This is a genomic window from Anaerolineae bacterium (genome assembly GCA_014360855.1).
Classification (GTDB): Bacteria; Chloroflexota; Anaerolineae; order JACIWP01; family JACIWP01; genus JACIWP01.
This window is the reverse complement of sequence record JACIWP010000059.1, coordinates 1-13,081: the sequence shown is the minus strand read 5'-3', so window position 1 is coordinate 13,081 and position 13,081 is coordinate 1. Positions and strand designations below refer to the sequence as shown.

Here is a 13,081-nt window from a genome sequence, read left to right as displayed (position 1 = left end):
TTCGAAAAGGAACTGCCCCTCGCCCGGGAGCTGGGACTGCCCCTCATCGTCAGCATGGGCTACACCGCCCGCCAGATCGCCGCCCTCGCCCCCAAGGTGCGGCCCTTCGCTGATGCTATCGAGCTTTCGACCCATTACCTGGGGGATGACCCGCGCCCCATGATGGAGGCCATTGACGCGGCCAAGTCCGGCGCCGGCAAACCCGTCATCGTCAAGCTGTCCCCCATGCGCGACATGAAAGCCGCCGCGCAGGCCGCGAAAGAGGCCGGCGCGGACGCCATCGCCGCCATCAACTCCTTCGGCCCGACCATGGGCATTGACATCGAGACCGGTCAGCCGTGGATGGGAAGCGCGGACGGCTACGGTTGGCTCTCCGGGCCGGCGCTCCGGCCCCTCGCCGTGCGCTGTATCTTCGACATCGCCCGCACCGTGGACCTGCCGATCCTCGGCGTGGGAGGGGTCAGCCGGGGCACGGACGCCATCGAGCTGATCATGGCCGGCGCCTGGGCGGTGCAGGTCTGCACCGCCGTCATCCTGCAGGGACACAGCGTTCTGGGGAAAATCGCCGGCGAGATCAACCAGTGGCTGGACAGCCACGGCTACGTCAACATCCAATCGGTGCGCGGCCTGGCCATCGAGCGCATCGCCCAGCGCGCCGGCGTGCGCACTCAGGCGCGCCCGCCGGAATTTGAGCCGGAACTGTGCACCGGCTGCCGGCTGTGCGAGCAGAGCTGTGTCTACGACGCCATCCATGTGGTGGACGGGCTGGCGCAACTGGACGAGGCGCGCTGTTGGGGATGCGGCCTCTGCGTGACGCGCTGTAAGCCGCGCGCCCTTTCCATGCGCTATGACTGAACGGGAGATCCGCACCGCGTCCGCGAGCGTCCGTCAGGCCTGGATCGCCGGCCTCGTCGGACTGCTGGCCAATGGGACGGCCATGCTGGTGCTGGCCGGCGTGCACTCCCGCTCGGCCGGCACCAGCCCCCTCCTGCGCTGGCTCCCCTTCCTGGCCCAGGAACCGCTGGGCATGTGGTGGTTGTGGGGCTGGTTCGCTTTCTTCTTGTTTCTATCGCTGATCGAGATATCGATGATGGCGCTGGCTCTGCGGGCCATGGCGCGCTCCTCCGCGCGCCGGCCCCTGCTCCTGACGGTGGTCGCCTTTGTCTTCTTCCCGGCGGTATACGCATGGCTGAACTGGCTGTTCAACATCAGCCTAGTTCATTCCCTTATCATTGCCGCCGGCGGCCTCCTGCGCCTGCTTATTGCTCATTTCTCGATCCAATAGGGCGTCTCATGAAGCGGCTCGGCGCCGGCGGCCGTGATGAGATACCCGTTCTCGACGCGCAGTCCGCCCCAGGGCGCGTGGAAAATGGGAATATCCACCGAGATCACCATATCCATCTCCAGCACGGCGTCACTGCTGGGCCCGAAGATGGGCGGCTCAAATTCAATCACCCCCACGCTGTGGACGCCGGAATATAGGAAATACTGCCCCAGCCCGCCTTCGGCAACGACGCGCTGGCCGACGGCCTCGACCTGCCGGCCCTCGATGCCCAGGCGCAGTGCGCGGAAGCACGCCTCCTGCGCCCGCACGGCGACTTCCAGCGCATGCCGCACCTCCTGACCGGGGTCACCCACCAGCACCAGCCGGCCGATAGCGGCATGATAGCCCTCATAGCGCGGGGCAACGGTCAATAACACCAGGTCATCCTTCGCAATGCGCCGAAAGGTGGAGCGCGCCAGGATGGGCCGGCTGTTGGGGCCGGAGGTGACAATGGTATCAATCCCCGTCCCCTCGGCGCCGGCGCGGCGCATCGCCGCCTCGATCTCCGCCGCCACCTCCCGCCATACTTTGGACCCTTGCCCAGCGCTGGGGATATTCTTCCGCCGGGATCGTGGGCATCTTCTCTTGCGGAAACATGTTGGATTCTCCTTTGCCATCACCCTTCGACCGCTTCTCAACCCATATTGTATCACAAGCCGCCAAATGGTGCGCGGTGCTGGAACCACGGCGGCCCAGCCTCTGATCATTAACAAGCCACGATTTGCCAGGTCGGCCGGGGACTCATACAATGATTTTTATACGACCGAAGCAACCCTGTAGTGGAGCGGAGAATGGCCGGCCTCTCATCTTCTCCCAACCGGCGCGCCTACGGCATCGCCGCCCTCCTGGTGGCGGTGCTGTTATGGGGTTCTACCTTTATCATCACCAAACTCATCCTGCAGTCCATCGGACCGTTTGCCCTCACCTTCCTGCGCTTCTTCATCGGGTTTCTCGGCCTGCTCCCCTTCGCACTGCGCCAAGGGTTCCGCCCCTGGCTCATCGTCCAGCCGGCCTTCCTGCTCTTCGGCCTGACCGGCATCGCCCTCTTCTACAGCCTGCAGAACCTGGGGCTGGTGTACACCTCCGCCGGCAACGCCTCCCTCATCGAATCCAGCATCCCGGCCGTGACCGCCCTCCTGTCCGTGTGGTTCCTGCGCGAACGCCTGCCGGCATGGCGGTGGCTGGGCATCGGCTTGAGCATCGCCGGCGTAGTCCTGGTAAGCTCATCCAGCCCATTGGGTGCCGGCTCCCTGCTGGGAGATGCCCTGGTCTTCGGCGCGGTGCTGGCCTTCGCGGTCTATACCGTACAGGGCCGGCGGTTAGTCCTGGACTATCCCCCGGTGGTCACCACGACCGCCAGCTTCGGCGCCGGCCTGCTGTTCCTCCTGCCCGGTCTGCTCTGGGAAAGCACTGCCGCCGGGCTTCCTCACCTGGGTATTCCCGGATGGGCAGTTCTTCTCTATCTCGGGCTGGGCACATCCGCTTTACCGATGTTCCTCTGGAACTACTCCCTCCAGTCGCTGAATGCCTCTGAGGCCGCGCTGTACACCAGCCTGGTGCCCGTCGCCGGCCTGGCCTTCGCCGTGCTCTTCGGTGAAGGCGTGCGTCTGCTTCAGCTCCTGGGCGGTGCCATGGCCATCGCCGGCGTCTGGCTCGGCCACCACTCCGCATCCGCGGTTCATTCACCGCAACCCGAAGCTTCCTCCTTACAGGCGGCTGTGCGAAATGAAAGAACCCTCTGAACCCCGCCAGAAAGTGCTGTGGGTCAAGCCCGAATACCTGCAGGAAATCCTCGCAGGCCGCAAGACCATCGAGGTGCGGGTAGGCTATTCCAACATCCGCCGGCTCCAGGCCGGCGATATCCTCCTGCTCAACCAGGAACATCCGTACCGCATCCGCCGCATCTGCATCTATCCTGACTTCGAGCGCCTGCTGGCGCAGGAGCCGGCGGACCGCATTGCTCCGGGCTTATCCGCGCAGGAACTCCTATCCGCCCTGCGGGCGCTCTATCCCCCCGAAAAAGAGGCGCTGGGCGCGGTCGCCATCGAGCTGGAGCCGGCGTCCCCTATCCGATGACCATCACCCCGCAGGTGACGGTCACCTGGTCTGGCCCTTAACACCCGCCCGCCCGAACATTTGTCAGATTCCCCCGCCTGTGTTAGACTCTTCCGATGATACCTGTCCTGCCAGAATCGATATTCTACCGCAGTGCTCTCTGGGAGAAGCTATGCGCGTCCTGTTCGTCGTAGATCAGATAGACTATGAGCCTCACGGCATCATGCATCTGTCCAGCGCGCTGAAGGCCGCCGGCCATGAGGTTCGCCTGGCCATCGCCGCCTACCAGGACCCGGTGAAAGTCGCCCAGGAGTGGCGGCCCGGCATCGTTGGATTCAGCGTCATCACCGGTTCCCACCGCAAATACCTCGAACTCAATCGGCGTATCAAAGAGGCAGTGCCGGTCTTCTCCGCCTTCGGAGGGCCGCATCCCACGTTCTTCCCGGAGATGATCGAGGCCGACGGGGTGGACGGCATCTGCATCGGCGAGGGCGAAGAGGCGTTGGTGGACCTGGCCAATGCCCTGGACGCCGGCACTTTCGAACCCACCATCCCCAACTGGCACTTCAAATGGAACGGCGATATCGTGCGGAACCCCGTGCGCCGGCTGCAAGCCGACCTGGACGCGCTCCCCCCACCCGACCGCGCCCTCATTTACGACGCGGACCCGGTCTCGCGCGCCAGCCGCATCAAACACTTCATCGCCGGCCGCGGCTGTCCCTACCGCTGTACCTACTGCTTCAATCACGCCTTGCTGGAGCTCTATCGCGGCAAAGGCCCCTTTGTCCGCCTGCGCTCGGTCAACAGCGTGCTGGAAGAGATCAAACAGGTGCGCGAGCGCTACGATCTGGAGTTCGTCGTCTTCCTGGACGACACGTTTATCCTCAACCGCAAATGGTTGCGCGAGTTCACCGCGCAGTACCCGCGCCAGGTCGGCCTGCCTTTCTTCTGCAACGTGCGCGCCAACCTGGTGGATGAGGAAATGGTGCAACTGCTGTCCCGCGCCGGCTGTCACTCGGTGAGCATGGGCGTGGAGGTCGGGAACGAGCAGGTGCGCAACGAACTGCTGAAGCGCGATATGACGCGCGAGCAGATCCTGAACGCGGCGCGCCTGCTCCGCCAGGCCGGCATCCAGTTCACCACCACCAACATGATCGGCCTGCCCAACACCACGTTCGAGAACGACCTGGAGACCCTCGACCTCAATATCGAATGCAAGCCGGCCTACGCCCACGTCATGATCTTCCAGCCTTACCCCCGCACCGCGCTGGGCGAATATACCCGCGAGCATGACCTGATGTACGGCTCCTTTGACGACTTCGGCGAGGTGGCCTGGGACGATTCGGTGCTGAAGTTCTCGCCCGAACACAAGCGCAAACTGCGCAATCTCCAGCGCTTCTTCGCCATACTCGTGGAATGGCCGGCCCTGCGCCCCTTCGTAGAGCGCTACCTCCTCAATCTCCCGACCAACTGGTTCTACTGGCTTCTCTACAAGCTCTGGAAGGGCTATGCGTTGAAACAGCGCGTGCATCCCGTGCGGCTCTCCCTCAAAGAAACGCTCCTGCTGGTCTGGCTCTTCCTGCGCATCAAGTCATAGGCGGAAAGGGCTTGTGATGAGCCTGGCCTGTCCTATCTCCTCTTCCTTTCGCCGCATATATGCCCGGCTCCCCCGCTGGGCATGGGGGCTGGCCGGCGTCATCCTGCTGGGACTGCCGGCCCTTATCCCGTTATGTCAATCCGGCTACTTCTCCTCCCACGACGGCCTGCTTCACCTGTACCGGCTGATGGGATTGGATGGGGCCGTGCGCGCCGGCGTGCTCTACCCGCGCTGGTTTCCCGACTTCGCCTTCGGCTACGGTCACCCTATCCTTAACTTTTACGGGCCGCTGTCCTATTACACTGCCCTGTGGTTCCGGGGCCTCGGCATGGGGTTGATCCCCGCCATGAAAGCCGCCTACGCCCTCGCCGGCCTCGCCGCCGGCGCGGCCATGTACGCCTTCGCCTATGAGAGCCTGCATGGAAGGGTTCTGCCGGCCGTGGCCGCCGGCGCATCCTATATCTACATCCCCTACCACCTGGCCGACCTGTACGTGCGCGGCGCTATCGCCGAATCGCTGGCCTTCGTCTGGTTCCCACTCATCCTCTGGGGGTGGGAGCGCATCCTACGGCACTGTCGGGCCGGCGTCCCCCTGCTGGGAGTCAGCCTGGCCGGCCTCATCCTCACCCACAGCCTCTCGCTGGTCCTCTTCGGCCCGTTCCTGGCGCTGTACGTGCTGATCACGCTTCTCTCCCATCGTCAGGAAGCGATTCCCCTGATCCGCCATGGGCTGATGGCCGGCCTGCTGGGCCTGGGGTTGAGCGCATTCTACTGGCTCCCCGTCCTGCTGGAGAGCCAATACGTGGGGCTGGCCGGCGGCGCTTCCGCCGGCTATCAGCGCCATCTTGCCCCCATCGCCGGCGCCCTCTCTCCCTATTTCCTGTACCGCTACTTCCCGGCGCAGGGCACGCCGGCAGAGCACCCTGCCGGCCTGATAGCCTCCCTGGTCGCGCTGGCCGGCCTGCTCCTCGGCCTGCTCCGCATCCGGCGCATCTCCGCCCGTATCCTGGGGCTAATGGCCCTGGCCGCGGCCGGCGGCTGGTTCATGACCACTACCGCCTCCCTCCCCCTCTGGAAGCTGGGCGAAGCCCTTCTGAGCTATCTCCAGTATCCCTGGCGGTTCATGGCCCTGCACGCCTTAGGGGCTGCCTGGCTGGCCGGCGCCGGCGTTTCCGTCATCCAGGACATGATAGGCGCCCGTCCGGCCCGCCCGATCGTCAGCGCGACTGCCCTTGCCAGCGTCGCCCTGATCGTGCTCTCCTCGCTGGCTCGTCTGCCGTATCAGGCGCTGGCACTGGACGATGATGCAGTGACGTACCAACGCATGTGGGCGGAGGAGCGGGAAGCAGGGCAGATCGGCACCACCTGGACGGGGGAATACCTGCCCATATGGGTGCGGGAACAGCGCTGGGCTATCGGCCGTTCCTGGCGCGACGCCGGCGGGCCGGACCTCGCCGAGGCGGCGGCGCTCCGCCCCCCGGACTCCGCACACCTCCTGGATGCGGGGTATAACCGCCTGGACCTCACCGTCGAAAGCGCCCGGCCGGCCAGCCTGGTCCTGCATCAGTTCTATTTCCCGGGTATGGCGACCTACATTGACGGGAAGCGCACGCCGGCCTACCCCTTCGGCACCCTGGGTCTGGCGGCAGTGGACATCCCTGCCGGCGCCCACCAGGTGCGCTGGCGCCTCACCCCCACCCCACCCCAGCTGTGGGGCACCCTTCTTTCCATTGTTTTCCTCATCGCTGGGATGGTACGGTGGATCACGGGTCGGGGATGGGATTCCCTGCGTGCGAGGAAGGGGCGGGGCCTCCTGTATCTCGCCGGCATCATCGCCGTACTGCTCCCGCTGTTCCGGCCGGCGCTGGCGTCCCGCACCGGCACGACATGGGAGAATGTGCAGGCCGATTTCGAAGGACAAGCCGTACTGCTGGCGGCGAGCAGGCCTTCCGTCTCCGCCACTGCCGGCTCCCAGCTCCCGGTCACCCTGTACTGGCTCGCCCGCACGGGCTTCGCCGAAGACCTGGTCACGTTCGTCCATCTCACCTCGCTGGACGGCACGGTCCTGCTGGCGCAGTCGGACCATGAGCCGGACGGGGGATTTACTCCCACCACCCGCTGGCTCGCCGGCGAGATCATCCCGGACCGGCACTCCCTCGGCGTTCCGGCCGGCCTCTCCCCCGGCCGCTACGCCCTTTACGGCGGGATATACTCCTATCCCTCCCTGCAGTTGCTGTCCATCCGCTCGGCGGAAAAACCCATCCACAGCGGGCGGGTCTTGCTGGGCTATGTGGAGGTCAGAGCGCCATGACCGCGCAGGGACAGCGCCGGCCTTCCCCCATCCTGCTCATCCTGCTGGCCTTTTTCGTGCTGGCGGCCGCGTACAGCGTCGTCGTGCCGCTGGGCGAAGGGCCGGATGAAGCACCGCACTTCACCGTCATCCGCTATATCGTCCAGCACCGGCATCTGCCGAGCACGGCGGAAGAGCATGAGGCCTTTCAGCCGCCGCTCTATTACCTGCTCGGCGCCGGCTTGACCTCCTGGGCCGACTACGACGGGTACATCATCAAGGCCAATGCCGATTACTCGCTGGAGCCCGGCCGGCCGCACAACCTACTGCTCCACACCTCCGAGGAATCCTGGCCATACCGCGGCTGGGCGCTGGCATGGCACATCCTGCGCCTCTTCTCCGTGCTGTGCGGCATGCTCACCGTCTGGGCCGTGTACGCGCTGGGCCGCGAGGCTTTCCCGGCACAGCCGGCCGCGGCACTGCTCATGGCCGGCATCACCGCCTTCTCCCCCGGCTTCCTGTTCCTCTCCGCCATGGTGAACAACGATAATCTGGCCACGGCCATCAGCGCCTGCCTGCTCTGGCAGTCCGCCCGCGTCATCCGCGGCCGGCATGAGGGCTGGCGCATCGCCGGCCTGGGCATTGGGCTGGGGCTGGGCGTGCTCTCCAAGGCCAACGTCGGGCTCACGGCTGTTCCCATCGGCGCCGCCCTGGCCTACGCCGCCTGGCGGCGGGAAGGGAGCCTGTCGGGCACGCTCAAGCGGTTACTGGGCTGGGGGGTCATGGCGGCCGGCCTGGCGCTGGCGGTCTGCGGCTGGTGGCTCTGGCACAACTACCAGACGCACGGCGACCCCACCGGCTGGTCGTTCATCCTGCAGACCAACGCCCTGCGGGAAGGCCCGCTGACGCCGGCGGTGCTCTGGTGGCTGGCAAAGGGCCTGTTCACCTCGTTCTGGCTGCGCTGGCAGGGGCTGGCACTGCCCGGCTGGCTGTATGCCCTCCTGCTGGCGCTCTGCCTGACAGCCGCGGCCGGCTGGGTTCGGCTGGCTGTGCGCCGGCGGCATATTTCGCCGGAGACCTGGGCTATCCTGACCATGCTGGCGTTACAATGTCTTGCGGTGCTGGCCGCCCTGCTCAAGTGGACGGCGACGGTGTTGGGCACGGACCAGGCGCGCCTTGTGTATCCCGCCCTGCCGGCCATCGCCCTCTTCCTAGCGAAGGGCCTGCTGGCCTGGGTGCCGGCGCGCCGCCAGGACACCACTGCCGGCGCGCTGGTGACGGCGTTTGCTATCTTCGGATTGGCCACGCTGATCGCGGTAGTCGCCCCGGTCTTCGCCCCGCCGGCGCCGATTTCCGCAGAGGAACTGCCGGCGGATGCGGTGCGGCAGTCCGTCATGTTCCAGGGCGGCGAGCCGCCGGCGGCCATCGAGCTGGTGGCATATCGTTTGCGGACGCCGGCGGTGCGCGCCGGCGATTGGGTGGTCGTAGAGCTGTTCTGGCGTGCACAGGGGAAGGTCGCCAGCGACATCTGGCTCTCGATGTCGCTGGCCCAGGATGTGAATCACCCGCTGGTGGTCAAGGACGGTTCGCCGGCCGCCGGCCGCGACACCACGGACCGCTGGCCGGCCAATGTCATCATGCCGGCGGAGCACTGGCTGCGCGTGCCAGAACACGCCGCGCCGGGGGAATACACCCTCTGGCTGGGGCTGCATCCGTTCGGTAGCTGGGATTGGCTCACCCCTGCCCCGTCTCCAGACCCCTACCGCCTGCCGCTGACCACTGTCCGGGTGACGCAATAAAATAAAGGGGGCGCAGTGACTTTCACTGCGCCCCCTGGGTAGTGCGGGCGGACTGCCGGCTACTCGAGCTTGTCCTCCCAGCGGATGGGAGAGAAGGTCAAGCCGGTCAGCACCTTCGGGTAGAAGTCGGTGGACTTCTGCGGCATCTTCTCCCCCTTCGCCGCACAGGCGGCCACTTGCTGAGGCTTGGTGGGGTTCAGCAGGAAGAGGAAATTGGCCTCGCCGGCAGACACCGCCGCGTAGCCCGGACCAGGATCGCGCAGGTAGTCAATGTTCTCCTTGCGCTCGATGCTCTCCTTGGTCAGCCCCATGATGTGCTCCAGGATGAGCTCATGCAGGATGGAGACATCCAGGGCCTTCCACTCGGGGGCGCGCGGTTCCTTGACCACCTGGTCCATGGCGGCCAGATCGCGCAGGATCAGCAGGTAGTACCCTTTGCCATCATAGAAGCCGATGACATGCGCCTGGTTCGCCAGCTCCCGCATCCTGGCTTCCAGCGCCTCGCGGCTGGGCATTTCCTGCACGTCGAAGTACTGGCGGGCTTTCTCCAGGATTTCGCCGGCGCTCATGCGGGTGTACGAGTGAATCAGGCGGTGCGTCGGCAGAATCACCAGGCCCGGGTCGCTCATGCTGACCAGCGTCGCCATGACGTAGTTGAAGGCGTGCTGTTCGGTCCAATCGGGATGCTTGGCGCGCATCTCATCGCGATAAGCCAGCGCCGTCTCATAGCGGTGATGGCCGTCGGCGATGATCAGGTTGCGCTTGGACGCCATCTCCTCCTGAATGGCCGCCAGCACCTTCGGGTCATCGACGACCCAGACTTTGTGCCGCACATCCGCCTCGCCCACCGCCACCGCGTCAATGTCGGGCTCCCGCTGGATGTGAGCATCCAGCAGTTGGTTGATGCGGTTCTCCGGGTCCGGATACAGGATGAAGATCTGCCCCAAGTGGACCTCCATCGCCCGCAGGAGGTTCAGACGGTCCACTTTCGGCCCGGAAAGCGTGCGCTCGTGCGGCAGAATAGTCCCCTCGTCAAAGGGCACCAGCTTGATCATCCCGATGACGCCGCGCCGTGCCAGGCGGTCACCCGTACCCGGCACCGTGAACTCCTCGGTGTAGGCGTAAAAGCACGGCTTGGGGTCGCGGGTCAGGACGCCCTCTTTCAGCCATTCATCGAAGTACTTGCGGGCGCGGGTGTAGACGTTGTTGGTCTCGTTGTCATCGGGGAAGCGCTTGCCCAGGCTCATCCGCACGACGTTATACGGGGAGAGGTTGTAGTACGTCTCCTGCAGTTTCTCGTCAATGCGGTCATACGGCAGGGCGATGACCTTGTCCAACTGCCCCACTTTGGCGGGGTTATAGCGTACTGCTCGGAAGGGTTTCACAACGGCCATGAGCCACTCCTCTGCCAAAAGGATTGCGGAATATCAGCCGGCATGCGCCTTGGCGAACTCGATGACGATGCTGGCCACCTCGTCGCCCACCCGCTCCTGGGCCTCCTTCGTCTGCGCACCGATGTGCGGCGAGCAGATGACATTGGGATGGGAGACCAGGGCCATGTTGTTGGTGGGCTCTTCGGCGAAGACATCGAGGGCCGCGCCGGCGACTTTGCCGCTGTTGAGCGCCTCCAGCAGGGCCTCCTCATCCACCGTGCCGCCGCGCCCGCAGTGCACGATGTAGACCCCATCCTTCATCATGGCGAACTGCTCCCGGCTCAGCATGTTCGCCGTCTCCGGGGTCAGCGGCACATGCATGGAGATAAAGTCGGAGGTGCGGAGGAGCTCCTCCAGCGGGACCTGACGGGCACCCGGTACTTCCGTGGGCGTGCGGCGGTAGAAGATGCAGTTCATGCCCAGAGCGCTGGCGCGCTTGATGAGCTCCGCGCCAATACGGCCGGCGCCGATGACGCCCAGGGTCTTGCCGGCCAGCTCGATGCCCTGGAACTGCTTCTTCTCCCACTTGCCGGCCTTCATCGAGGCGGTGGCCTGCGGGATACTGCGGGCCAGCGCGAACATGAAGCCCAGCGCCAGCTCCGCCACCGAGGCGGAGGATGCCGCCGGCGTGTTCATCACCTTGATGCCCTTGGACTCCGCATACTCCACGTCAATGTTGTCCAGGCCCACGCCGCCGCGCACGATGAGCTTCATATCGGTGGCGGCATCAATGGCCGGCTTGCGGAACTTGGTCGCCGAGCGCACAATGGCCACGTGGAAGCCGGGCACCGTGGCGACCAGCTCTTCCGGGGTCATGCCGGTCTTGACGACGACTTCCAGGCCGGCGTCCCGCATGGCCTTCACAGCGCTGTCCGCCAGCTTGTCACACACCAGAACCTTCATGTCACTCCCTCCTTGTCCCCTTCTCGCGGTCAGCTCAACTTGAGGATGTCTTCGATCTGGGCGGTCAGCCAGCGCAGGTCGTCCAGGGTCAGATCGCCCATGTGCGCGACACGGAAGCATTTGCCCTTCAGCGGGCCGTAGCCGTCGGAGATCATGGCGCCGCGCCGGCCCAGCTCCTCGTTGAGCGCCTTGATGTCCACCTCGCGGGTGTTGACGATGTTGGTGACGGTGAGGGACAGATAACGTTCGTCGGAGAAGAGCGCCCAGTACTTGCGGGCCCAATCCTGGACGTATTTGGCCATTTCTTTATGGCGCTGCCAGCGGTTTTCCAGGCCTTCCGCCAGGATGTCGTCCATCTGCTTGTTCAGAGCCTGGATGAGGCTGATGGCCGGCGTCGCCGGGGTCTGATTCTTCTGATAGAACTTGTACATGTCGATGAAGTCGAAATACTTGCCGCGATACGGCACCGTTTCCGCCTTCTTGAGTGCCTTATGGCTGACGGCGCAGACGGTCAGTCCGGGCGGCAGGGCGAAGCACTTCTGCACGCCGGCCAGCAGGACGTCAATCCCCAATCGATCGAACTCGATCTTCACGCCGGCCATGGAGCTGACCGAATCCACCAGGAACATGACGTCCGGGTACTTCTTCATCACCTCGGCGATTTCCTCAATGGGGTTCATCACGCCGGTGGAGGTCTCGTTGTGCACCACCGTCACCGCGTCGTATTCGCCGGTGGCCAGCTTCTCATCGATCATCTCGGGCAGGACGGCCTTGCCAATGGGGACTTCCAAGACATCACAGTCCTTGCCGTTGGCTTTGGTGATCTCATGCCAGCGGCGGGAGAATTCGCCGCAGACGGTGTTGAGGCACTTCTTGGCCACGCAGTTGCGGATGGCCGCTTCCATGACGCCCGTGGAAGAGGAGGCGAAGAGGAACACGGGTTGGGTGGTGTAGAGCAGTTGCTGGAGCTTCGGGGTGACCGCCGCCTGCAGGTCGGAGTACTCTTTGGAGCGGTGGCCGATCATCGGCACGGCCTGCGCCTGCAGGATTTCCTCGCGCACATGGGTCGGACCAGGGATAAAGAGCTTCTTGTACATCGGTAACCCTCCTTTGTGAAAAATGATTCGGGATATGTGTGCCCTTATCGTCAGCCGGCAGAACTGCCGGCGAAACCCCTCGGCCGCTCCAAACAAAAAGTGGGAACAGGAAACCTGCACCTGTATCCCACTCTGTCCCTGGACCTGAGAGATTTCCCCAGAGGTGGTATGTGGCATAAGAAGCTGGGGTTGCCCCTTCGGTGTGGCGGCCACATTGTGTGGCGCCAGCTCTCCAGAGTGCGCCTCAACGCGATCCTTTTGCCTGAGAGTTTAGCAGGTGCGCGTGCCATTCCCCTTCGGCGGCCGGCCGGGCCGGCTCTCTCTCGCGCTGAGGTGTGAATATTCACTTGACGAAATAAAGCTTCAACTAATCCATTATAAGTGTATCATAACCTGGCAAACTTGTCAACGCCGGGCTTTCGCAACAACCACCGGCCAGGTGACTGTCTCCAGGACCCAGATGCAGCTGGGTCTTACCCACTTTTGACAGTACGACGTCCTCCTGCTATTTGGTAGTTGCGAAACCAACCATAGAGCAGAGAGGGCGTCGTGACACTAACATACCATGATGTACTGGCATTTG

The 13,081-nt window shown here is 64.6% G+C and carries 11 protein-coding genes and 1 riboswitch; of the genes, 7 read left to right on the top strand and 4 right to left on the bottom strand.

Annotation, left to right across the window (positions count from 1 at the left end; translation table 11 throughout):
- Together H5T60_04895 and H5T60_04890 are read left to right on the top strand one after the other, a co-directional pair.
- The coding region (locus tag H5T60_04895; GenBank protein MBC7241763.1) for a 4Fe-4S binding protein at nt 1-855 on the top strand (855 nt) is incomplete at its 5' end.
- The gene (locus H5T60_04890; GenBank protein MBC7241762.1) at nt 848-1,285 is read left to right on the top strand and encodes a hypothetical protein; all 438 of its coding nucleotides are present in this window, start codon (nt 848-850) and stop codon (nt 1,283-1,285) included. The genes H5T60_04895 and H5T60_04890, both read left to right, overlap by 8 nt.
- Here the strand turns inward: H5T60_04890 and H5T60_04885 are convergent.
- Nucleotides 1,267-1,839 carry an aminopeptidase P family protein gene (locus H5T60_04885; GenBank protein ID MBC7241761.1) on the bottom strand — a complete coding sequence of 191 codons (573 nt, stop codon included), beginning with the start codon at nt 1,837-1,839 and terminating at the stop codon, nt 1,267-1,269. The two genes, H5T60_04890 and H5T60_04885, sit on opposite strands and share 19 nt — an antisense overlap.
- 276 nt (nt 1,840-2,115) lie before the next feature.
- Here H5T60_04885 and H5T60_04880 point away from each other — a divergent pair, with 276 nt between their 5' ends.
- From H5T60_04880 to H5T60_04860, 5 genes are all read left to right on the top strand, one after another.
- A complete protein-coding gene (locus H5T60_04880) occupies nt 2,116-3,066 on the top strand; it encodes a DMT family transporter (protein ID MBC7241760.1) in 951 nt (316 codons plus the stop codon).
- Nucleotides 3,050-3,400, top strand: a complete 351-nt coding sequence (locus H5T60_04875) for an ASCH domain-containing protein (protein ID MBC7241759.1) — start codon at nt 3,050-3,052, stop codon at nt 3,398-3,400. Before H5T60_04880 ends, H5T60_04875 begins: the two co-directional genes overlap by 17 nt.
- 151 nt (nt 3,401-3,551) lie before the next feature.
- Complete coding sequence (locus tag H5T60_04870) at nt 3,552-4,976, top strand: B12-binding domain-containing radical SAM protein (protein ID MBC7241758.1); 1,425 nt, start codon at nt 3,552-3,554, stop codon at nt 4,974-4,976.
- Between the two features lie 16 nt (nt 4,977-4,992).
- Entirely contained in the window at nt 4,993-7,287 is a 2,295-nt protein-coding gene (locus tag H5T60_04865; protein ID MBC7241757.1) for a hypothetical protein, read from the top strand.
- Nucleotides 7,284-9,065 carry a glycosyltransferase family 39 protein gene (locus tag H5T60_04860; GenBank protein ID MBC7241756.1) on the top strand — a complete coding sequence of 594 codons (1,782 nt, stop codon included), beginning with the start codon at nt 7,284-7,286 and terminating at the stop codon, nt 9,063-9,065. Before H5T60_04865 ends, H5T60_04860 begins: the two co-directional genes overlap by 4 nt.
- Nucleotides 9,066-9,124: 59 nt before the next feature.
- Here the strand turns inward: H5T60_04860 and H5T60_04855 are convergent, their stop codons facing one another.
- From H5T60_04855 to H5T60_04845, 3 genes are read right to left on the bottom strand one after another with little or no spacing between them, the layout of a single operon-like run.
- A complete protein-coding gene (locus tag H5T60_04855; protein MBC7241755.1) occupies nt 9,125-10,459 on the bottom strand; it encodes a DUF1015 domain-containing protein in 1,335 nt (444 codons plus the stop codon).
- 33 nt (nt 10,460-10,492) lie between these two features.
- Entirely contained in the window at nt 10,493-11,401 is a 909-nt protein-coding gene (locus H5T60_04850; GenBank protein ID MBC7241754.1) for a D-2-hydroxyacid dehydrogenase, read from the bottom strand.
- A gap of 29 nt (nt 11,402-11,430) precedes the next feature.
- Nucleotides 11,431-12,498, bottom strand: coding sequence for an alanine--glyoxylate aminotransferase family protein (locus tag H5T60_04845; protein MBC7241753.1), 1,068 nt, complete (start codon nt 12,496-12,498; stop codon nt 11,431-11,433).
- 240 nt (nt 12,499-12,738) lie between these two features.
- Nucleotides 12,739-12,834: riboswitch (glycine riboswitch) on the bottom strand.
- Nucleotides 12,835-13,081 lie beyond the last annotated feature (247 nt).